Source organism: uncultured Streptomyces sp. (assembly GCF_947488945.1).
Taxonomy (GTDB): Bacteria; Actinomycetota; Actinomycetes; order Streptomycetales; family Streptomycetaceae; genus Streptomyces.
Genome location: NZ_CANLBS010000015.1, coordinates 133,367 through 154,677, shown reverse-complemented (window position 1 = coordinate 154,677; position 21,311 = coordinate 133,367). Strand labels below are relative to the sequence as shown.

The 21,311-nt window shown below is 71.3% G+C and carries 21 protein-coding genes; 15 read left to right on the top strand and 6 right to left on the bottom strand.

Annotation, left to right across the window (positions count from 1 at the left end):
- The first annotated feature begins 33 nt into the window (after window positions 1–33).
- From Q0994_RS22930 to mqnP, 5 genes are all read left to right on the top strand, one after another.
- Complete coding sequence (locus Q0994_RS22930) at window positions 34–1,485, top strand: hypothetical protein (RefSeq protein WP_299537896.1); 1,452 nt, start codon at window positions 34–36, stop codon at window positions 1,483–1,485.
- Between the two features lie 68 nt (window positions 1,486–1,553).
- Window positions 1,554–2,165, top strand: a complete 612-nt coding sequence (locus Q0994_RS22925; protein ID WP_299537894.1) for a hypothetical protein — start codon at window positions 1,554–1,556, stop codon at window positions 2,163–2,165.
- Window positions 2,166–2,186: 21 nt separating this feature from the next.
- On the top strand, window positions 2,187–3,038 hold the full coding sequence (locus Q0994_RS22920; RefSeq protein ID WP_299537892.1) for a histidine kinase: 852 nt from the start codon (window positions 2,187–2,189) through the stop codon (window positions 3,036–3,038).
- A gap of 162 nt (window positions 3,039–3,200) precedes the next feature.
- Window positions 3,201–4,658, top strand: a complete 1,458-nt coding sequence (locus Q0994_RS22915) for a menaquinone biosynthesis decarboxylase (protein WP_299537891.1) — start codon at window positions 3,201–3,203, stop codon at window positions 4,656–4,658.
- Between the two features lie 26 nt (window positions 4,659–4,684).
- On the top strand, window positions 4,685–5,584 hold the full coding sequence (mqnP, locus tag Q0994_RS22910) for a menaquinone biosynthesis prenyltransferase MqnP (protein WP_299537987.1): 900 nt from the start codon (window positions 4,685–4,687) through the stop codon (window positions 5,582–5,584).
- Window positions 5,585–5,640: 56 nt separating this feature from the next.
- Here the strand turns inward: mqnP and Q0994_RS22905 are convergent, their stop codons facing one another.
- Window positions 5,641–6,234, bottom strand: a complete 594-nt coding sequence (locus tag Q0994_RS22905) for a rhomboid family intramembrane serine protease (RefSeq protein ID WP_299537890.1) — start codon at window positions 6,232–6,234, stop codon at window positions 5,641–5,643.
- A gap of 141 nt (window positions 6,235–6,375) precedes the next feature.
- Here Q0994_RS22905 and Q0994_RS22900 point away from each other — a divergent pair, with 141 nt between their 5' ends.
- On the top strand, window positions 6,376–7,062 hold the full coding sequence (locus Q0994_RS22900) for a UbiX family flavin prenyltransferase (protein ID WP_299537986.1): 687 nt from the start codon (window positions 6,376–6,378) through the stop codon (window positions 7,060–7,062).
- 37 nt (window positions 7,063–7,099) lie between these two features.
- On the opposite strand, the gene Q0994_RS22895 is transcribed toward Q0994_RS22900, so the two are convergent.
- On the bottom strand, window positions 7,100–7,231 hold the full coding sequence (locus tag Q0994_RS22895) for a hypothetical protein (RefSeq protein WP_299537990.1): 132 nt from the start codon (window positions 7,229–7,231) through the stop codon (window positions 7,100–7,102).
- A 133-nt stretch (window positions 7,232–7,364) separates the two neighbouring features.
- Between Q0994_RS22895 and Q0994_RS22890 the strand changes: the two genes are divergently transcribed.
- The 6 genes from Q0994_RS22890 to Q0994_RS22865 all read left to right on the top strand — a co-directional run bounded on the left by Q0994_RS22890 (window position 7,365) and on the right by Q0994_RS22865 (window position 13,012).
- On the top strand, window positions 7,365–7,820 hold the full coding sequence (locus Q0994_RS22890; RefSeq protein WP_299537985.1) for an Lrp/AsnC family transcriptional regulator: 456 nt from the start codon (window positions 7,365–7,367) through the stop codon (window positions 7,818–7,820).
- A gap of 60 nt (window positions 7,821–7,880) precedes the next feature.
- Window positions 7,881–9,044: an aminofutalosine synthase MqnE gene (mqnE, locus tag Q0994_RS22885; RefSeq protein WP_299537889.1), complete on the top strand. Its 1,164-nt coding sequence runs from the start codon at window positions 7,881–7,883 to the stop codon at window positions 9,042–9,044.
- A gap of 187 nt (window positions 9,045–9,231) precedes the next feature.
- A complete protein-coding gene (locus Q0994_RS22880; RefSeq protein ID WP_299537888.1) occupies window positions 9,232–9,756 on the top strand; it encodes a GNAT family N-acetyltransferase in 525 nt (174 codons plus the stop codon).
- Window positions 9,757–9,913: 157 nt separating this feature from the next.
- A complete protein-coding gene (locus Q0994_RS22875) occupies window positions 9,914–10,207 on the top strand; it encodes a DUF4229 domain-containing protein (RefSeq protein WP_299537887.1) in 294 nt (97 codons plus the stop codon).
- Between the two features lie 423 nt (window positions 10,208–10,630).
- On the top strand, window positions 10,631–11,998 hold the full coding sequence (locus tag Q0994_RS22870; protein ID WP_299537886.1) for a dicarboxylate/amino acid:cation symporter: 1,368 nt from the start codon (window positions 10,631–10,633) through the stop codon (window positions 11,996–11,998).
- A gap of 372 nt (window positions 11,999–12,370) precedes the next feature.
- On the top strand, window positions 12,371–13,012 hold the full coding sequence (locus Q0994_RS22865; protein WP_299537885.1) for a TetR/AcrR family transcriptional regulator: 642 nt from the start codon (window positions 12,371–12,373) through the stop codon (window positions 13,010–13,012).
- Between the two features lie 82 nt (window positions 13,013–13,094).
- On the opposite strand, the gene Q0994_RS22860 is transcribed toward Q0994_RS22865, so the two are convergent.
- The gene (locus Q0994_RS22860) at window positions 13,095–13,949 is read right to left on the bottom strand and encodes a MaoC/PaaZ C-terminal domain-containing protein (protein ID WP_299537984.1); all 855 of its coding nucleotides are present in this window, start codon (window positions 13,947–13,949) and stop codon (window positions 13,095–13,097) included.
- 5 nt (window positions 13,950–13,954) lie between these two features.
- On the bottom strand, window positions 13,955–15,274 hold the full coding sequence (locus tag Q0994_RS22855) for a 3-oxoacyl-ACP reductase (RefSeq protein ID WP_299537883.1): 1,320 nt from the start codon (window positions 15,272–15,274) through the stop codon (window positions 13,955–13,957).
- A 100-nt stretch (window positions 15,275–15,374) separates the two neighbouring features.
- Here Q0994_RS22855 and Q0994_RS22850 point away from each other — a divergent pair, with 100 nt between their 5' ends.
- Together Q0994_RS22850 and Q0994_RS22845 are read left to right on the top strand one after the other, a co-directional pair.
- Entirely contained in the window at window positions 15,375–16,646 is a 1,272-nt protein-coding gene (locus Q0994_RS22850) for an acetyl-CoA C-acetyltransferase (protein WP_299537983.1), read from the top strand.
- 147 nt (window positions 16,647–16,793) lie between these two features.
- Window positions 16,794–18,722, top strand: coding sequence for a long-chain fatty acid--CoA ligase (locus Q0994_RS22845; RefSeq protein ID WP_299537882.1), 1,929 nt, complete (start codon window positions 16,794–16,796; stop codon window positions 18,720–18,722).
- 16 nt (window positions 18,723–18,738) lie between these two features.
- Here the strand turns inward: Q0994_RS22845 and Q0994_RS22840 are convergent, their stop codons facing one another.
- Complete coding sequence (locus tag Q0994_RS22840; RefSeq protein WP_299537880.1) at window positions 18,739–19,152, bottom strand: DNA-binding protein; 414 nt, start codon at window positions 19,150–19,152, stop codon at window positions 18,739–18,741.
- Window positions 19,149–19,412 (bottom strand): CopG family transcriptional regulator, encoded by a 264-nt coding sequence (locus tag Q0994_RS22835; RefSeq protein WP_299537878.1) that lies wholly within the window; start codon window positions 19,410–19,412, stop codon window positions 19,149–19,151. Before Q0994_RS22835 ends, Q0994_RS22840 begins: the two co-directional genes overlap by 4 nt.
- Window positions 19,413–19,686: 274 nt before the next feature.
- Between Q0994_RS22835 and Q0994_RS22830 the strand changes: the two genes are divergently transcribed.
- Window positions 19,687–21,252: an APC family permease gene (locus Q0994_RS22830; protein WP_299537876.1), complete on the top strand. Its 1,566-nt coding sequence runs from the start codon at window positions 19,687–19,689 to the stop codon at window positions 21,250–21,252.
- Window positions 21,253–21,311 lie beyond the last annotated feature (59 nt).

Genomic DNA, 21,311 nt, shown 5'->3' with positions numbered 1-21,311 from the left:
CGCTGACTCCGCGGTGACCCGGGAGAAGAGAGCATGCTGACTTATCCGGACGTCATGTCGGCCGACTTCGGGCCGCTCTCCACCGCGGCCGACCAGTGGGCCTCCATGGCGGACGAGTTCGCCAAGGTCGAGAAGCGGTACCGGGACAGCGTCCAGAAGATCACGCTCGGCGACAGCTGGCTGGGCGACAGCGCGAACGCGGCGGCGCTGAACTTCGCCGCCACCCGCTACGAATACCAAGCCGCCCAGACGCAGGCGAAGGCGACGGCGACCCTGCTGCGCAACGCGTACACGCAGTTCGTCGATCTCAAGAAGCAACTGGAGACCGCGCGTGCCGACGCCGTCAAGGCGGGCATGAGGGTCTCCGAACAGGGCAACGTCGCTTTCGACTACGAGCGCGCCACCGAGAGCGAGCGCAATGCGCTGCGGCACGACCCGGACTACGCGCGGAGCGTCCGGGAGAGCGAACAGTCTTGGGCCGACTACATCAAGTCCTGTGTGAAGGCCGTCGACGACGCGGACGCGGACGTGCGCAAGGACCTCGAATCCGTGGTCAAGGACGAGGGCGGCGGCAAGAACGACGGCACGACGGGCGGCTTCAACGGCGCTGCCGGCAAGGTCGCGAAAGCGGACGAGCAGCAGAAGCAGGAGCGCATGGAGCTGGCTTCGCTGGCGATGCGCGACGGCGAGACCCTGGACGACTACCTGCAGCGCCTCCAGAAGGAGGGCGTGGAGAAGGTGACCGGCAGCAAGAGACTGGCGGAGCTGTTCGCCGGAGTCCAGAAGGGCACCGTCACCGCCGCTGCGTTCTCCACGGCCCTCGGCGGGACGCTGGGGAGTTCGTGGAAGCTCTTCAAGTACCTGAAGACCGGCAAGGACGTGACGGCGCCAGGCACCTTCCTCTCCACCTTCATCAACAACCGGATGGCCGGAGCCGCCCCCGGTAGCCTGCTGGGCAAACTGCCCACCGGCCTGGTGAACGCCGTCACCGGGTCCGACGAGGCGGCCATGTTCGGCGGATTCATGCGCAACGGCGCATTCGTCATGCCGTCCGCGGCCGAGGCGAACCTGCTGAAGGTCGCCCAGAACGGCGGCCTCGCGAACGCGGCGAAGGCGGCCGGTTGGATGCGCGGTCTCGGCGTCGCGGGCGGTGTCGCCGCGACCGCGTACGGGGTGGCCAACCTGGCCACCTACGACGCCGACATGATCAAGGCCAACCCTTCGAAATTCGCTTCGGACCTCAGCGGAACGGCGTTCAGCGCATCCATGACCGCGTTGACCGTGGCCCCCAACCCGGTCACCGCGGGTCTCGCGATCGGCACCGGTGTGGTGTACGCCGGCTGCCTGATCTGGGACAACCACGAGGCGATCGGCGAAGGGATCGACAAGGCGGGGGACTGGATCGGGGACAAGGCCTCGGACGTGGGGGACGGCATAGCCGACGGAGCGAAGAAACTCGGCAGTGCGCTCAATCCGTTCGACTAGTGGTACCGAACGACGTCCGACCCCGGACCCGCCCGCACGGCCGGTTCGTCCGAACAGCGAGGAACTGCATGCACACGACGATCAGCCCGTTCGCGCTCGCGTACTGGAAGGAGAAGCAGCCCGTCGGCGCCACCAAGTTCGGCTGGCGGGGCGTCTCCCCCGAGCTCGGCGACATCCACGTGGTGTACCCGGCGGGAAAGGACGTGCCGAACCTGGTCGTCACGGAGGTGACCGGGAGCGTGATTCCTTCTGCCACGTTCGAGACACGGGGCGTCCACACGGACGTTCTCTCCATGCCGACACTCAACCGCGCCACGCTTCGCGTGGGGGGTGGACTCGTGCGGATGAGCCGGAACCGGTGGGCGCCGACGCATGGAGGACGCTCCCTGCGCATGGTGTATCTGGGCGACGTGTACCGGCTCAAGGCGATCAACCGTCGGGCGTACGAGGTGTCCCGGCAGGGCGACTCCGAGGACCCCGGGGCCGTTGTCACCGTGCGGCAGTCGGGCCTGGGAAGCAGCCGGAGGATGGCCGTGCAGGCGCAGGGCAGGGTGCTGCCCGCCGACGTGACCATCGCGGTCCTCTTCGCAGGCGTCGACCGGTCCGTGCTGACCCGTCGCGGTGCCGTGCGGGCGGGTTTCTCGAGGATTTTCAATTTCTGGGCCGATTCTCAGGCCTGAGGCACGAGTGAGTGAGTGAGTATGCCTTCGTTCGACATGACCCGGTCCCGTTTCCGACTGTCCGACGAGCACGTGATCGTGCTGTCCGAACTGGCGGCGGGGGCAAAGGCGCCGGACGAGTTCGCCACCGCCCACGGGGAGCTGCTGGAGTGCGGTCTGATCGATGAGGACGCGAAGTTGTCCCCCTCGCTGCTGCCGCTGATGAAGACGGTCCTCACCCCGGGGGTGATCGTGTCGCTCGAAGCCGCTGGCCGTCAGGGCAGACTGCACCACGGGATGCTGGTGGGCGAAGAGCACGTCGTCGCGCACGAGGCCTGGCCCGGTACGGCGGAGGCGGAATACTCCCTGGTGGAGCCGAAGATGCTGGTCTGGAAACTCGCGGACATGGTGAACCTCCAGCGGTCCTCGCCCCCTCGGGAGACAGCCCTGTCCGTGGTCGAGACGACCCTCGGCACCGCCGAGGCCGGGCTCGCCGTCCTGGAGGGCGAGCCGCCCGTCGTGCGGACCGCTCAGGCGGAGCGCGACGCGATACACGGGGCCCTGGCCCGGGGCGGCGACCTCACCGAGCCCGCGCTGACGCTCGTCACCGACCTCGTCGGCGAACTCCGTTCGAGCTGGCGGCTGACGGCTGCCTGGCGGACACGCATCGGTGGGCGGGAGGGTGTGGAGACACGGGGGTTCGCCGTCTGGGACTGCGGTCCCCTCGGCCTCTGGCTGCGAGAACTCCCCGCCGAGCCCGTGCCCGAGGAACGGCTCGTTCCCACGAGCGCCTTCCGACTCGTCAGGGTGGAGGCCAAGGAGATATGGAATCGGATCACTGGCCTGCTCCCCGACGCGGACGAACTACGGCAGGGTTCGGTACGCCTCGGCTGAGCGTTGTGCCTGGGCGACGTGCTCCGCATCACGGACAGCCGGGGGCGCCGTCCGGAAGAAGCGGCCGACCGGCGGCTGACCCGCCCCCGCTCCGCCCGGCCGCGCGCGTGGCGCGGGGGAGGGGCCGTGGGGGACGGGGGCGGGGATGACAAACTGGAGGGCATGGCCTACGACGATCTTCGCTCCCTGCTCCGCGCACTGGAGCGTGAAGGCGATCTCCAGCGCATCAAGACCGAGGTCGACCCGCACCTGGAGGTCGGTGAGATCGTCGACCGGGTGAACAAGGCCGGCGGGCCGGCGCTGCTCTTCGAGAACGTCAAGGGGTCCTCGATGCCCCTGGCCATGAACGTGTACGGCACCGACCGGCGGCTGCTCAAGGCGCTCGGGCTGAAGTCGTACGCCGACATCAGCGACAAGATCGGCGGGCTGCTCAAGCCCGAACTGCCGCAGGGGTTCATCGGGATCCGGGAGGCCTTCGGGAAGCTCGGGTCGATGGTGCACGTGCCGCCGAAGAAGGTGAAGGGCGAGAGCGCCCCCGTGCAGGAGGTCGTCCTCACCGGGGACGACGTGGACCTCGAACGGCTGCCCGCGCTGTTCACCTGGCCCGAGGACGGCGGCTCGTTCTTCAACCTGGGGCTCACCCACACCAAGCACCCCGAGACCGGCGTCCGCAACCTGGGCCTCTACCGGCTCCAGCGGCACGACAAGCGGACCATCGGGATGCACTGGCAGATCCACAAGGACAGCCGCAACCACTACCAGGTCGCCGCCAAGCGCGGCGAGCGGCTGCCGGTCGCCATCGCCTTCGGCGCGCCGCCCGCCGTCACCTACGCCTCCACCGCCCCCCTGCCCGGGGACATCGACGAGTACCTGTTCGCCGGGTTCGTGCAGGGCAAGCGGATCGAGATGGTCGACTGCAAGACGGTGCCGCTCCAGGTGCCGGCCCACGCCGAGGTCGTCCTCGAAGGGTGGCTGGAGCCGGGGGAGATGCTGCCGGAGGGGCCGTTCGGCGACCACACCGGCTTCTACACCCCGCAGGAACCGTTCCCCGCGCTGACCATCGACTGCGTGACCATGCGCAAGCGTCCGCTGCTCCAGTCGATCGTGGTCGGCCGGCCGCCGACCGAGGACGGCCCGCTGGGCCGCGCCACGGAGCGTTTCTTCCTGCCGCTGCTGAAGATCATCGTGCCGGACATCGTGGACTACCACCTGCCCGAGGCCGGCGGCTTCCACAACTGCGCGATCGTCTCGATCGACAAGAAGTACCCCAAGCACGCCCAGAAGGTGATGAGCGCCGTCTGGGGGGCCCACATGATGTCGCTGACCAAGCTGATCGTGGTGGTCGACTCCGACTGTGACGTCCACGACCTGCACGAAGTGGCGTGGCGGGCGCTCGGCAACACCGACTACGCCCGCGACCTGGTGGTCTCCGAGGGCCCGGTCGATCATCTGGACCACGCCTCCTACCAGCAGTTCTGGGGCGGCAAGGCCGGAATCGACGCCACCAGGAAGCGGCCCGAGGAGGGCTACACGAGGGACGGAGGCTGGCCGGAGATGGTCGAGTCCGACCCGGAGACGGCGGCGAAGGTCGACCGCCGCTGGAAGGAATACGGACTGTGAGTGCCGCAGACAGTGGAGCGGACACCGTGCTGGAAGCCGGCTCCGCGCCGGCCGCCGGCAAGGTGAAGGCGTTCCTCCGGCTGGTGATGATCGAGCACTCGGTCTTCGCGCTGCCGTTCGCGTACATCGCCGCGCTGACCGCGATGTTCCAGGTCAGCGAGTCCATCCACTGGGTCGAGCTGCTGCTCGTCACGGTGGCGATGGTCGGGCTGCGGACGTTCGCGATGGCGGCGAACCGGATCATCGACCGGGAGATCGACGCCCGCAACCCGCGCACCGCGGGCCGCGAGATCGTCACCGGCGCGGTGTCGGTGCGCTCGGCGTGGACCGGTGCGCTGGTGGCGCTCGTCTTCTTCCTCGGCGCGGCCGCGCTGCTGAACCCGCTCTGCCTGGCGCTGGCGCCGATCGCCGTCGTGCCGATGGTGGTCTACCCGTACGGCAAGCGGTTCACGAACTTCCCGCACGCCATCCTCGGCATCGCGCAGGCCATCGGGCCGATCGGCGCCTGGCTCGCGGTGACCGGGAGCTGGTCGTGGGACGCGGTGATCCTCGGCCTCGCGGTCGGCGTCTGGATCGGCGGGTTCGACCTGATCTTCGCCTGCCAGGACGTCCGGGCGGACCGTGCGCACGGCGTGCGGTCGGTGCCGGCCCGCTTCGGCATCCCGGCGGCGCTCTGGGGCGCGCGGGTCTGCCACGTGATCACGACCGGGCTGCTGGTCTGGTTCGGCCTGGCCACCGACGCGCAGCTCTTCTACTGGATCGGCATGGTGGTCGTCGCCGTCGCCTTCGTCTACGAGCACCGGGTGGTCCGGCCGCACGACCTGTCGCGGCTGAACCGGGCGTTCTTCTCCGTCAACGGGTTCATCGGCATGGCGCTCTTCGCCTGCGCGCTGCTCGACCTGCTGGTGCGCGGCCTCACCCCGTGAGCCGCCTGGGCCGCGAGAGTCGCGTGGACCGCGTGAGCTGAACGGGACGGCACGGCTCAGACGGTGATCGCGCGGGGCGTGCGGCGGAAGGCGAAGGCCGCGCCCACGCCCCCGATCAGCCCGAAGAGGTGGCCCTGCCAGCTGATCCCCGAGTCGGTCGGCAGGACGCCCCAGAGGATCGAGCCGTAGACGGCGGTGATGACCACGCCGACCACCACGTCCAGCAGCCGGCGGTCCACGAAGCCCCGGACCAGCAGATAGCCGAAGAGGCCGAAGACCACGCCGGACGCGCCGAGGGTCACGCTGTTCGGCGGCGAGGTCAGCCAGACGCCGATGCCGCTGCTCAGCACGATGGTGACGACCACCGCGACGAACCGGCCGGTGCCGCCGAGCGCGGCGATGAAGCCGAGGACCAGCAGCGGGACGCTGTTGGAGGCGACGTGGTCCCAGCCGCTGTGCAGGAACGCCGAGGGCACGATGTCCCGCAGCTCGGCCGGATCGCGCGGGGTGATGCCGTACGTGTCGAGGGCGTGGCCGCTCGCCGTGTCGACGGCTTCGAGTACCCAGAGCAGGGCGACCCAGCCGGCCATCAGCGTCGCGGCCGTCATGGCCCGCGCCCCGGTGCCGGAGCCCGTGCGGATGTCCGTCATGGCTTCCCCCTGCCCCTCGCGGTGGTCCGCCTGCGGCGTGCCCTGTCACCGTTCGTAACGCCCGGGGCCCCCACGTCGGTTCCGGGTGCGGGCCGGGGCGGTGCGGCGGATAGGCTCGGCGGTGTGGAATCCGACACTTCAGTGAGTCAGGGGCAGCGGCGGCCTTGGATTGTCGGGGTCTCCGGCGCGTCGGGGACCCCGTTCGCCGCCTCCGTGCTGCGCGGTCTCCTCGCCGCGGGCCGGTCCGTGGACCTGGTGGTGAGCCGTGCCTCGCGGTTGACCCTGCTGGACGAGACCGGGATCGCGTTCCGCGACGGGCACTGGCGGGAGGACCTGCGGAACTGGCTGGCGCGGGGCGCCGACGGCAGGCCGCACACCTTCGCGGTGACCGACGAGGCGCTGGACCGGGTGCGCCACTGGCCCGCGGGCGATCTCGCCGCCGGGCCGTCCTCGGGGTCGTACCCGGCCGAGGGGATGCTGATCGTGCCCGCCTCGACGGCGTGCGTGGCCGGGGTGGCGCTGGGGCTGTCGAAGGACCTGCTCCAGCGGGCCGCGAGCGTCACGCTCAAGGAGCGGCGGAAGCTGGTCGTCGCGGTGCGGGAAACGCCGCTGAGCGGGCAGACGCTGAAGCAGATGGTGGCCCTGGACGAGGCGGGAGCGGTCGTGCTGCCCGCCTCGCCGGCGTTCTACGCGGGCGCGACGCACATCCAGGACCTGGTCGACTTCGTGGCCGGGCGGGTGCTGGACGCGGCCGGGGTGGAACACGGGCTGTACCGCCGGTGGGAGGGGGAGCTGGGCGGCGGGGGAAGGCGCGGTGCGGCGGACTGAGCCGGCCCGGACGGGCCCGGGGGCCCGTCGGCGCGGGTCAGCGCTTCTTGGCGCGCGCGAACCGGGCCCTGACGGCCGGACGCGGTTCGGCGGGGCGGTGGGCACGCGAGCGGTTGGCCTGGTCCTGCAACTCGCGCATCCGGGCGTAGGCCATCTCGATCGTGTACACGGTGTTGCACTCTCCTGAAGATTCGAAAGCTTTTCTCGGACGTTATGAAAGATTCGCAGGGTCTGTGCCCTGCATGCCTTAAATTCTACACTCAAGCTCGCGGTATAGCTGAACAATGGAAGGTTTCAGTCACATGGACGCGGTGGACAGGCAGCTCATCCAGGCCCTCAGGGAGAACGGCAGGGCCTCGTACGCCGAGCTGGGGCGGCTCGTGGGGCTCTCCGGCCCGAGCGTCACCGACCGCATCAACCGGCTGGAGACCGCCGGGGTCATCACCGGTTACCGCGCCACCGTCGACGCCGCCTCGCTCGGCCTCGGCGTCACCGCGCTGATCGGCATCTCGCTCTCCGACGCCGCCGACCACGAGGACGTCGCCCACCGGCTGCGGGACCTCGCGGAGATCGAGGACGCCTGGTTCATCGCGGGCGACGACTCCTACATGCTCAAGGTCCGCGTCGGCGACGTCGACGGGCTGGAGAAGACGATCCGGCGGCTGAGCGGCACCAAGGGCGTCTCCCGCACGCGTACGACCATCGTGCTCTCCACGAAGTGGGAGAACCGGGTCGGAGACCTGCCCGAAGAGGGTTAGGCGTACGGTTGGTCTGCATCTGGACACACATCGGAACACGGCAGTAAAGGGAGGCGCCTGGTGGACGCGGGACTCAAGCGCGAGCTGGAGGAGAAGGTCCGGGCCGGCGAGCGGCTGACCCGCGAGGACGGGATCGCCCTCTACGAGTCCGACGACCTGGCGTGGCTCGGCGGCCTGGCCCACGAGGTGCGCACCCGTAAGAACGGTGACGTCGTGCACTTCAACGTCAACCGCCACCTCAACATGACGAACGTCTGCACCGCGTCGTGCGCGTACTGCTCGTTCCAGCGCAAGCCGGGCGAGAAGGACGCGTACACGATGCGGATCGAGGAGGCCGTCCGGCTCGCCACCGCGATGCGCGGCGAGAACCTCACCGAGCTGCACATCGTCAACGGTCTGCACCCGACCCTGCCGTGGCGCTACTACCCGCGCTCCCTCAGCGCGCTGAAGGAAGCCCTGCCGGAGGTCGCCCTCAAGGCGTTCACGGCGACGGAGATCCACCACTTCGAGACCATCTCCGGGCTGTCCGCCTCCGAGATCCTGGACGAGCTGATCGACGCCGGTCTGGAGTCGCTGACCGGCGGCGGCGCGGAGATCTTCGACTGGGAGGTCCGCCAGCACATCGTCGACCACCGCACCCACTGGGAGGACTGGTCGCGCATCCACCGCCTCGCGCACGAGAAGGGTCTCAAGACCCCGGCGACGATGCTGTACGGGCACATCGAGGAGCCCCGTCACCGCGTCGACCACGTGCTGCGGCTGCGGGAGATGCAGGACGAGACCGGCGGTTTCCAGGTCTTCATCCCGCTGCGCTACCAGCACGACTTCGTGGACATGAAGGACGGCAAGATCCGCAACAAGCTCCAGGCGCGCACCACCATGGCGACCGGGGCCGAGGCGCTGAAGACCTTCGCCGTCTCCCGGCTGCTGTTCGACAACGTCCCGCACGTGAAGGTGTTCTGGGTGATGCACGGCGTGCAGACCGCCCAGCTCGCCCTCCAGCACGGCGCGGACGACATGGACGGCTCGGTGGTCGAGTACAAGATCACGCACGACGCCGACAACTACGGCACGCCGAACAAGCTCGGCCGCGAGGACCTGCTGGACCTCATCCGCGACGCCGGTTTCCGGCCGGTGGAGCGCAACACCCGGTACGAGATCATCCGCGAGTACCCGGGCCCGGACGCCGGCCGCCGCGAGGAGCCGCAGCCCATGCGCGTCTGAGGCCGGCCCGTCCGTCCGCGGCGGTGACGCCGAGAAGCCCCGGCCGGGTCCCGGCCGGGGCTTCTCGGCGTCCGGAGGCGGACCGGGCGCAAGCTCCGGGACCCCGCCCGGCGGCGCGGAACCCGGTGCGCGGTCCGAGGGGTGAAACGGGTTGAGGACCAGAATCGGTAATAGTTAAACTCGGCTTATGTCTCTTACGTTCGAGCTGGATCCGGAGTTCGACGCAGGGCTGCGGGACGGAGTCCTCACCCTGTGGGCCGACGTCACCAACGCCGGGGGCGCGGTGGGTTTCGTCCCGCCGGTCACCGTCGAGGACGTCCGCCCCGAGCTGCTGAAGCACCTCGCCTCCCTCGCCGAGGGCCGCGTCCGGCTGCTGGTGGGGCGCGACGAGGACGGGGCGGTCGCCGCCACCGCCTTCCTCACCCTCAACACCCACCGGCTGATGGGCCACTGGCTCTGGCTCTACACCGTCATGGTCCACCCCCGCCACCAGGGCAGGGGGTACGGCAGGGACCTGATGGCGGCGGCCGCCGACGCGGCGCGGAGCATCGGGGGCATCGAGGCGATCCGGCTCACCTGCCGGGGCGGCACCGGCGTCGACCGCTTCTACGCCTCGTGCGGCTACAAGGAGGTGGGCCGGGTGCCCGACGCGATCCGGGTCGCTCCGGGCGACGACCGCGACGACATCACGATGTACCTCCCGCTGTACTGAGCCGCCGCGCCGGCCCGCCGCGCCGGGCGCGTTCGGTCGTCGCAGGTCGGCGCGCGGACGCGCCGGAGCCGCGGGGCCCGTGAACCGATCGAATTCGGGGCATGCTTCACTGGTCGGGCAGGTCGCGTCGATGTCGTACGTAGGAGATGAGCCAGCCGTGTCCGCTGCCAAGCCGAGCGCAACGATCCGGTACACCGCCTTGCGCATCCTGATCTTCGTCGCGTGCTTCTTCGTGTCGGGTGTCGCCGTCCACTTCGGTCTCGTTCCGGCCGGCCTCGGCGGCTCCAACCTGATCTGGGTGATCCTCCTCGGCCTGGTGCTCTCCGCCCCGCTGAGCTACGTCCTGCTCCGCAAGCAGCGCGACGAGATGTCCGCCCAGCTCATCTCCACGGTCGACCGGACCAAGGCCCGCCTGGAGGAGAACCGCGCACGCGAGGACGCCGTCCAGTAAGGCGCGGGTAAGAACCGTGTAAGCCGTGTCACACACCCCACGCGCCCCGCGGTGCACGCCGACCCCGGACCGGAGCGAACTCGCTCCCGTTCCGGGGTTCTTGGCTTTCCGGGACGAGTCGGACACCTGCGTCGCCCACGAGATCGGCCAAAGAACTCCTTTCAGGATCCATAAGTTCCGGTGTTAACGTGTTCGACATGAAGACAGCAGTGCGCCTCCGTCATGCCGCGAGCCCTCCGCTCGTGGCGCGCCTGCACGTCGATCTCTGCCGCTGTATGTCCGCGGTCTGTTGCCGGAGTCTGTGACCCGGTACCCATGCAGCGGCGCCGCCCGATCCGCGGGCGCCGCACCCCCTGTCCCCGTTCGACCGCGCGGCCCCACGTCCGTATCCGGGCCGTGCCGTGTCTTTCCAGGAGTGTGTTCGTGTCCGCGAATCCCGCGCCCGCAGCCCAGGACGCCGGCAAGCCCGCCGGCTCCGGCTTCCGCATACCCAAGGTCCCGTTCTGGGCCCAGATCGTCGCCGGTCTGGTGCTCGGCGTCCTGCTCGGGTGGCTCACCCGCAGCCAGGACATCGGCTGGCTCTACACCACGCTCGACCAGGTCGGCCACATCTTCGTCCAGCTCCTGAAGCTGGCCGTCGCGCCCCTCGTCTTCTTCGCGATCCTGGTGTCGATCACCAACCTGCGGCAGGTCAACAACGCCGCCCGGCTGGCGACCCGCACGCTGCTCTGGTTCATGATCACCTCGCTGATCGCGGTGGCCATCGGCCTCGTCATCGGTCTGGTCACCAACCCGGGCTCCGGCACCGGCCTGACCCCGAAGGACGGCGTCAAGCCCGAGCACGCGGGCTCCTGGCTGGACTTCCTCACCGGCATCATCCCCACCGACGTCATCACGCCGTTCACCGAGCTGAACGTCCTGCAGATCGTCTTCATGGCCGCCGTCGCCGGTATCGCCGCGCTGCAGCTCGGTGACAAGGCCAAGCCGATCCTCACCCTCAGCCACTCCATCCTGGAGCTCCTCCAGAAGGCGCTGTGGTGGGTCATCCGCCTCGCCCCGCTCGGCACCGTCGGCCTCATCGGCTACGCCATCGCGGACTACGGCTGGGACCTCATCGGCAAGTACGCGACCTTCACCGCGGACGTCTACATCGGCTGCGCCCTGGTGATGTTCGTGGTCTACCCGCTGCTGCTCGCCACCGTCGCCAAGGTCAGCCCGCTCCAGTTCTTCAAGGGCGCCTGGCCCGCGATCCAGCTCGCCTTCGTCTCCCGCTCCTCGGTCGGCACCATGCCGGTCACCCAGCGCGTCACCGAGCGCCTCGGTGTGCCGAAGGAGTACGCGTCCTTCGCCGTGCCGTTCGGCGCGACCACCAAGATGGACGGCTGCGCCGCGATCTACCCGGCGCTCGCCGCGATCTTCATCGCGCAGATCTTCGACGTGCAGCTGGGCGTCGGCGACTACATCCTGATCGCGTTCGTCTCCGTGATCGGCTCGGCCGCCACCGCCGGTCTGACCGGCGCGACGGTCATGCTGACCCTCACGCTGTCGACCCTGGGCCTCCCGCTGGAGGGCGTCGGCCTGCTGATGGCCATCGACCCGATCCTCGACATGATGCGCACCGCCACCAACGTGGCCGGCCAGGCGCTGGTCCCGGTGATCGTCTCCGCCCGCGAGAAGATCCTGGACCACGACATGTACGACAACGCCACCGCCTCCCCGGTGGACCTGGACGCCGACGAGAACGCGGAGCCCGCGGACGCCGAGCGCGACCGGGTGCCGGTCCCCGCGTAACCCGCACCGCTCCAGCGGCCCCCGTCCCCGGATCCCTCCGGCGGGCGGGGGCCGTCGTCGTGGTCCGGGGGCGTACCCGGCCGTCCACGTGTCGCCGGGGCCCGGGGCCGGGCCGATGCCGGGACGGCCGCGGTCACCGGACGTACGGAGGGACCATGACGGACGGCGCCGGGCCGGTGACGGTGCTGATCGCGGGGGGCGCTGGACACCGTGATCGGGCCGGCGGTGGTGGCGGTCAAGCTGCTGAGCCACTGAGAAGAGGCCCGGCCGCGTGTCCGGTTCGGGTGGTATGGCACCGGACGGCTCCCCGGCGGGCCGGAGCGGAGCCGTACTCTTACCGGGTAGGACGAGTGGGGGCGGGAGGAGTCCGGTATGGGTGCGGTGAAGAGCAAGCGGATGCCACGCGCCGTCCGGGAGCGGCAGATGATGGACGCCGCGGTGCGGATCTTCGGACAACGCGGCTACCGCGCCGCGTCGATGGACGAGATCGCCGAACTGGCCGGAGTCTCGAAGCCGCTGGTGTACCTGTACCTGAACTCCAAGGAAGAGCTGTTCACCGCGTGCATCCGGCGCGAGGCGCAGGCGTTGGTGGAGGCGGTGCGCACCGGTGTGCTGCGGGGGGAGCCGGCCGACCGTCAGCTCTGGTCCGGGCTGCGGGCGTTCTTCACGCACACCGCCGAGAACCCGGACGGCTGGTCGGTGCTGCACCGCCAGGCGCGCACCCACGGGGAGCCGTTCGCCCGCGAGGTGGTCGTGATGCGGGACGAGATCGTCGCGTTCGTCACCGGACTGATCGGCGCGGCGGCCCGTGAGGCGCACCACGATCCCGCCCTGCCCGACCGGGACGTGGCCGGGCTGGCACAGGCGCTGGTGGGCGCGGCGGAGTCGCTGGCGGGCTGGGCCAACGAGACGCCGGGCGTCTCGGCCAAGGAGGCCGCCGCGACGCTGATGAACTTCTCCTGGGCCGGTCTGGAGAACCTGATGAACGGCCGCGCCTGGCAGGCCCCGGCCTGACACCGCCCGCGCCCGGCAGGCCCCGGCCTGATCCCGGCGCCTGCCGGACCGGGCGGGGGCCGGTGCGGCCCCCGCCCGCCCCTCAGCGCCGCACGGTCCCCGTCAGGTGGAGCCGCGCGCCGTCCGTGCCGCCGCGCAGCGCGAAGGCGCCGGTCGCCGGATCGGCCGTGTAGGTGACGGTGGAGGGCAGCAGCACCGGGGCCCGGAAGTCCGCGCGGGCCTCGCGCACGCCCGCCGGGTCGTCGTTCTCGGCGAGGCAGCGGGCGACCGTCCACATCCCGTGCGCGATGGCCCGCGGGAAGCCGAACAGCCGGGCCGTCAGCGGGTGGAGGTGGATCGGGTTGCGGTCCCCGGAGACCGCCCCGTACCGCCGTCCCAGGTCGGCGGGCAGCCGCCACTCGGCCCGCGCGGGCAGGGCGGCGGGCGGTGCGGTCGCCCGGTGCGGCGGGTCGTCCGCGGCGGGCGCGTCCGCGCCGGGGGGCGCGGTCCGGTGCCGGGCGAGGTAGCCGCTGCGGGACTCCCAGACCAGCGAGCCGCCCACCCGCGCCTCGGTCACCAGGGTCACCTCGGTGCCGCGCCGGTGCAGGGCCAGCCCGTCGGCGTACACGGTGAGTCCGAGCGGCTCGTGCGGGTCGAGCGGGCGGTGGGCGGCGAGGGTGATCCAGGTGTGCACCAGCCCGAGGACCGGCAGCGGGAACGCGCGGGCCGTCATCAGCCGCATGGCCAGCGGGAAGCCCAGCACGTGCGGGTAGGGCAGCGGCAGCGGCCCGTCGGACGGGTGGCCGCACAGTGCGCGGTAGCGGGCCAGCGGGGCCGGGGCGGGGACGGCCGCCGGGCGGACCGCCCGGTCGGCGGGGAGCACCGCGCCGGGGCGGCCGGCCCGCTTGAACGGGGAGCCGGCGGCGCCGCGCACCAGAGAGGCGGTGAGGCTGTCCACCGGGATCACGCCCCGAGCAGGCTCTGGCCGCAGACCCGCACGACCTGGCCGTTGACGGCGGTGGAGCCCGGATCGGCGAACCAGGCGACGGTCTCGGCGACGTCCACCGGAAGGCCGCCCTGGCCCAGCGAGGTCATCCGGCGGCCCGCTTCCCGGATGAACAGCGGGACGGCGGCGGTCATCTTCGTCTCGATGAAGCCGGGGGCCACCGCGTTGACCGTCACGTCGTGGTCGGCGGCCGCGCGCGGGGCGAGCGAGCGGACCATCCCGATGACGCCCGCCTTGCTGGCGGCGTAGTTGGTCTGGCCGTTGTTGCCGGCGATCCCGGCGATGGAGGCGGTGGCGACGATCCGGCCGCCCCGGTTGACGGCGCCCGCCTTCAGCAGCGCGTCGGTGGTGCGCAGCACGCTGTCGAGGTTGACCTCGACGACGGACGCCCAGCGGTCGGCCGGCATGTTGGCGAGGCGGCGGTCGCGGGTGATGCCGGCGTTGTGGACGAGGACGTCGAGGCCGTCCGGGGCCGCGGCGGCGATCCGGTCGGCGGCGTCCGGGGCGGTGATGTCGAGCGGCAGCGCGGAGGCGCCGAGCCGGTCGGCGGTGCGGACCAGGTCGTCCTGGGCCTGCGGCACGTCCAGGCAGATGACGTGCGCGCCGTCGCGGGCGAGCACCGAGGCGACGGCCGCCCCGATGCCCCGCGCGGAGCCGGTGACCAGCGCGGTGCGGCCGGCCAGCGGGGCGGCCGGGTCGGCGACGGGTTCGGGGGTCGCGTCGGTCAGCTGGACCACCTGACCGCTGACGTACGCGGACTTGGGCGAGAGCAGGAACGCCAGGGTGGAGGCGGCGGAGGCGGCGGCCCCGGGGGCGATCCGGACGAGCTGCGCGGTGGAGCCCCGGCCGATCTCCTTGCCGAGCGAGCGGACGAATCCCTCCAACGCCTGCTGGGCGGCGGCCTGGTGGTGGTCGTCGGGGGACGGGTGGGCGCCGAGGACGACGATGCGCCCGCTGTCCGCGAGGGAGCGTACGACGGGGTGCAGGGCGGCGTGCACGTCGGCGAGGCCCGCCGCGGTGGTGACGCCGGTCGCGTCCAGGACGATGCCCGCGGGGCGTCCGGCCGAGGCCGCGACGGTGAGGCCGGTCCGGGCCAGCGCCGCACCGATCGCGTCGGTGGCGTCCGACGCGCCCGCGGTGAGGTGCAGCAACGGCCCGTCGAGCGTGGGGGTTTCGAGCGACCAGCGGCGCAGGGCGGCCGGCTGCGGCAGGCCGAGCCGCGTGGTGAGGAAACGGCCGGGTGCGGTGCCGGTGAAACGCAGATAGCGGTCGGCCATTGTCCAGACTCCCTGCTCGGTCGTAGATTTACTCCAGAGTAAGGTTACTCAAGGGTCAGGAGTAGGTCGAGATGAACCGTGCCCCTGCGACCGGGACGAGCTGGTCGCGTTGATACCTCTTCCGCAACCGCGCCGTGTCGCCGTACTCGGCGGCAGCCGCATCCCGTTCGCGCGTTCCGACGGCCCCTACGCCGAAGCCTCCAACCAGCAGATGCTGACCGCGGCCCTCGACGGCCTGGTCGAGCGGTTCGCACTGGCCGGGGAGCGGATCGGCGAGTTCGTGGCCGGAGCCGTCCTCAAGCACAGCCGCGACTTCAACCTGGCGCGCGAGACGGTGCTCGGCTCCCGGCTCGACCCGCGCACCCCCGCCTACGACGTCCAGCAGGCATGCGGCACCGGGCTCCAGGCTGTCATCGCGGCGGCGAACAAGATAGCCCTCGGCGCCGTCGATTCGGCGGTGGCCGGCGGGTCCGACACGACCAGCGACGCCCCGCTCGGCGTCAACGACGAACTGCGCCGCACCCTGCTGGCGGCCCGCCGCGCCAAGACGGCCGGCGGCCGGGTCAAGGCGCTGGCCGGGGTCCGCCCCCGCCATCTGGTGCCCGACGTCCCGCGCAACGCCGAGCCCCGCACCGGGCTCTCGATGGGCGACCACGCCGCGATCACCGCCCGCCGCTGGGAGATCGGCCGGGCCGACCAGGACCTGCTGGCCGCCACCAGCCACCAGCGGCTGGCCGCCGCCTACGACCGCGGCTTCCTGGACGACCTGGTGGTGCCCCACCTCGGCCTGGAGCGGGACCAGAACCTGCGCCCCGGCTCCACGGTCGAGAAACTCGCCACGCTCAAGCCGGTCTTCGGCACCGATCGGCCCGGTGCGACGATGACGGCCGGCAACTCCACCCCGCTCACCGACGGCGCCGCCACGGTGCTGCTGGCGAGCGAGGAGTGGGCGGCGGCCCACGGCCTGGAACCGCAGGCCTACCTCACCCTCTACGAGACCGCGGCGGTGGACTACGTCGGCGGCGAGGACGGGCTGCTGATGGCCCCCGCGTACGCGGTGCCCCGGCTGCTGGAGCGCGCCGGACTCTCCGTCGAGGACTTCGACCTGTTCGAGGTGCACGAGGCGTTCGCCTCCCAGGTGCTGGCCACCCTCGCCGCCTGGGAGAAGCAGGGACTGGCCCCGGTGGACCGGGACAAGCTCAACGTGGCGGGGTCCTCCCTCGCCACCGGGCACCCCTTCGCCGCGACCGGCGCCCGTATCGTCGCCACCCTCGCCAAGCTGCTCGCCGAGCGGGAGGGGCCCGGCCGCGGGCTCATCTCGATCTGCGCGGCCGGCGGCCAGGGGGTGACGGCCGTCCTGGAACGGCCGTGAGGCGAAGGACCGACCACGCGTCGGGACGAGCCCCCCGCGGGGCGCCGGTCGGACCCGGCGCTCCGCCCGAACGTCCCGCGCCGGCGCCCCGTCCGGGGCGACCGGTGCGCCCGGTGAACCGCACGACCCCCAGTTGAGGAGCCGCACGTGTCCACGCCCCCCTCCACCACCGCGCCCGAGCCGGCGACGGCCCCCGCCACCCCCGTACTGGTCGAGCCCACCGTGCTGCGGGCGCCCGACGGGACCGTGCGGGAGGCGTCGGTGCCGGCGCTCGCCCCGCCCGTGCGGCGCGGATCGCTCGCCGAGATCCCCTTCGACAACGCCCGCGAGGCGCCCTCCGAAGCCGTCGTCAGCCGCAAGCAGCCGGACGGCTCCTGGCAGGACATGACGGCCGCCGCGTTCGCCGCCGAAGTGCTGGCGGTCGCCAAGGGCCTGATCGCCGAAGGGCTGCGGCCCGGCGACCGGCTCGCCATCATGGCCCGCACGACCTACGAGTGGACGCTGCTCGACTTCGCGGCCTGGGCGGCCGGGCTGGTCACCGTCCCCATCTACCCGACCTCCTCGGCCTTCCAGGCGCGGTGGATCCTCCAGGACTCCGGCGCCGTCGCCTGCGCCGTCGAGACCACGGAGCAGGCCCGCGTCATCAGCCAGGAGCGCCGTCAGCTCGGCGACCTGACACACCTGTGGCAGTTCGACACCGGCGCGATCGGCCACCTCAGGACGCGCGGCGCGGACGTCCCCGACCGCGCGGTGGCCGACCGCAGGGCCGCGCTGGAACCGGCGACCCCCGCCACCCTCATCTACACCTCCGGCACCACCGGCCGCCCCAAGGGCTGCGTGCTGAGCCACGGCAACTTCTTCGCCGAGGTCGACAACGCCATCGAACTGCTCCACCCGGTCTTCAAGTCGGTCTCCAAGGACCCGGCGTCCACCCTGCTGTTCCTGCCGCTCAGCCATGTCTTCGGCCGGATGGTGGCGATCGGCTGCCTGCGCGCCCGGGTCCGCCTCGGCCACGCGCCCTCGATCAAGACCGAGGACCTGCTGGCCGACCTCGCGGGGTTCCGGCCGACCTTCCTGCTGGCCATCCCCTACGTCCTGGAGAAGGTCTACAACACCGGCCGGGCCACCGCCGAGAAGCTGGGCCGCGCCTCGTCCTTCGACCGCGCCGCCCGGATCGCGCAGCGCTACGGGCAGGCCGTCGAGGCCGCCGAACACGGCACCGGGCCGGGGCCGGGCACCGGCCTGAAGCTCGCCCGCGCCCTCTACGACCCGCTGGTCTACCGCCGCATCCGGGCCGCGCTCGGCGGCCGGGTCCGCTACGCGATCTGCGGCGGCTCCCCGCTCGGCGACCGGCTCGGCGCGTTCTACGCGGGCGCCGGCATCCAGATCTTCGAGGGGTACGGGCTGACCGAGACCACCGCCGCCCACACGGTGACCCCGCCGCTCAAGCCCCGTATCGGCACGGTCGGCTGGCCGCTGCCCGGTGCGGCGGTCCGGATAGCGGACGACGGGGAGGTGCTGCTCAAGGGCGGCCAGGTGTTCCAGGGGTACTGGGACGCGGAGCGCGGCGAGCCGGTGCCGGTCCTCGACGACGGCTGGTTCGCCACCGGCGACCTCGGCGCGCTCGACGACGAGGGCTACCTCAGCATCACGGGCCGCAAGAAGGACATCATCATCACTTCGGGCGGCAAGAACGTCACCCCGGCCCCGCTGGAGGACTGGCTGCGCGCCCACCCGCTGATCAGCCAGTGCATGGTGGTCGGCGACAACCGCTCCTTCATCACCGCGCTGATCACCCTGGACCAGGACGGGCTCGGGCACTGGCGGCAGATGAAGAAGAAGCAGGACGTACCGGTGCGGGACCTGATCCACGACCAGGAGCTGCGCGAGGCACTGCAACGCGCGGTGGACGAGGCCAACCGGCTGGTCTCGCGCGCCGAGTCCATCCGCAAGTTCACGGTGCTCCCCGGTGACTTCACCGAGGAGAGCGGCCATCTGACGCCGTCCCTGAAGCTGAAGCGGGACGCGGTCGCCCGGGACTACGCGGCGGAGATCGAGGAGCTGTACCGGAAGTAGGGGCTCGGCGCCGGGGTCAGACCTTGACGACCGTGACGCGGTCACCGCACAGCGCGATCAGGTCGTCCGGATCCGACGTGAGGATCGTGGTCGGTCCGGGGGCCGCGAGGGCCGTGGCCGCAAGCATGGCGTCGATGGCGTACTTGTGGCCGTGCAGCCCGGCGTCGGAGAGAAGGGCCGTTGCGCTGACGCCCACGGCCTCCGTGACCGGCTCGACCACTATGCGGGAGAGGGTCCACTCCAGCGCCGGGCGGTTGATCCGGGGGTGGACCACCTCCACCAGCGTGGCGACGGAAGTGAGCACGCGCTGGTCGTCCGCGCGCGCCAGTGCCAGCCAGGCGGTCACGGTGCGATCACGCAGTACGGCTTTGGCCAGTCCTTCACTGTCGAGGACCAGAGTTCCGCCGGGGGCGGCCTGCTGACGGTTCATGCGGCGTTGGCTCCCGACCGGCGCTGCTCGCCACGAGCTCGGTGCAGCTCGTCACGCAGGGACTGGATCTCCTCGTCCGATACGGGACCGTGTTCGGCCTCGGCCACCTGGATGAGTTCGTCGAGGTTGTCACGTTCGATCTGGCGCGCCACGGCGGCAGCCACGTACGCAGAGAGGCCGGAGGGGCCGCCGCGGGCTCTGGCGGCCTCTGCGATGTCACGGGGCATGGTGATCGAGTACTTGCCGGTAGCTTCACTCATGCTCCTCATCCTACCAGTGATCCTACCGAGCGGGCGTCCACTCCCCGTCCGGAATCCGGACGTCCGCGGGAAAATTTTGAACCGGGGCAAAAGGGGCGGTGCTGCGGTTCTCGCACTGTGTGTCGGTCGTATACAAGCCGCTTAACCCAAGGCATATACAGTCGCATGCCTTCGATCTACCTACGGTAAATCCGGAGTTGGCTTTCCATTCAAGGGTGAGACGGGGGAGTCTCACCCTCCGTATGTGGAAATCGCAGCGCATACGGTCTTGCCCATGACACAGCTGGACGCGCGGCCACGGGCCGGAGACACGGTACGGGGAACCGACCCCGGCGACGGTGGCGTACGCGGCAAGGGGCTCGGCGGGAACTCCGTCGGCCTGATGGGCAGTGCCGTGATCGGCGTGTCCACCGTCGCCCCCGTCTACTGCCTGACCTCGACGCTCGGTTCGACCGCCGGCGAGGTGGGCCTCCAGATGCCCGCCGTCTTCCTCGCGGGCTTCCTGCCGATGCTGCTGGTTGCCTTCGCCTACCGGGAACTGAACAAGGCGGTGCCCGACTGCGGCACCTCGTTCACCTGGACCGTGAAGGCGTTCGGCCCACGCCTCGGCTGGATGTGCGGCTGGGGCCTGGTGATCGCCACGATCATCGTGCTCTCCAACCTCGCGGGTGTCGCCACCTCCTACTTCTGGCTGCTGGCCGGTGAGATCACCAACAGCGCGTCGGTCGCGGACCTGGACGACAGCAAGCCCGTCCACATCCTCACCTGCCTGATCCTCATCGCCGCCGCCACCGCGATCAGCTACCGCGGCATGACCGCGACCAAGGGCGTGCAGTACACCCTGGTCGGCCTCCAGCTCGTCGTGCTCGCCCTGTTCGTGGTGATGGCCGTCCAGAAGGCCCGGAGCGGCGACTTCGCCGGCTCGGTCGACTTCTCCTGGTCCTGGCTGAACCCCTTCGCCGTCCAGTCGTTCGCCGCCTTCACCGCCGGGCTCTCCCTGTCGATCTTCATGTTCTGGGGATGGGACGCCTGCCTCACCGCGAACGAGGAGACCATCGGCAGCGAGAAGACCCCGGGCCGCGCCGCGCTCATCGCGATGGTCGTCCTGGTCGGCTCCTACCTCGCCACCGGCATCGCCGCGCAGATGGTCGTCGGCTCCGGCGACCAGGGCCTCGGCCTCGCCAACCCGGAGACCTCGGACAACGTCTTCGCCGCCCTGGCCGGCCCGGTCATGGGCCCCGGCCTCGGCATCCTGCTCTTCCTCGCCGTGCTCGCCTCGGCCGCCGCCAGCCTCCAGACCACCTTCATCCCGGTCGCCCGCACGGTCCTCGCGATGTCCTCCTACGAGGCGCTGCCCGCCTCCTACGCGCGGGTCCACCCGAAGTTCAAGACGCCGGGCAGGGCCACCGTCGTCGCAGGCATCGCCACCGGCGTCTTCTACACCGTGATGACGCTGGTCAGCGAGCACGTCCTGGTCGACACCATCTACGCCCTCGGCCTGATGATCTGCTTCTACTACGCGCTGACGGCCTTCGCCTGCGCCTGGTACTTCCGCGCCGAGCTCACCCGCTCCCCCCGCGACCTCCTCTTCAAGGGCCTCTTCCCGGTCGTCGGCGGCCTCCTGCTGACCGCCGTCTTCGGCAAGACCCTCTACGACATGTGGGACCCGGCCTACGGCTCCGGCTCCTCGGTGTTCGGCGTCGGCTCCGTCTTCGTCATCGGCGTCGGCCTGCTGCTGCTCGGCGTGGTCCTCATGGAGATCATGCGTCGCCGCAGCCCCGCCTTCTTCCGCGGCGAGGTCCTGACGAAGGAGACCCCCGCGCTGGTCGTCGCGGACTGACGGCGTCGTCACCCGCGCGAACGGGCGGCCCGCCGCCGGAGGCTCCACGCCTCCGGCGG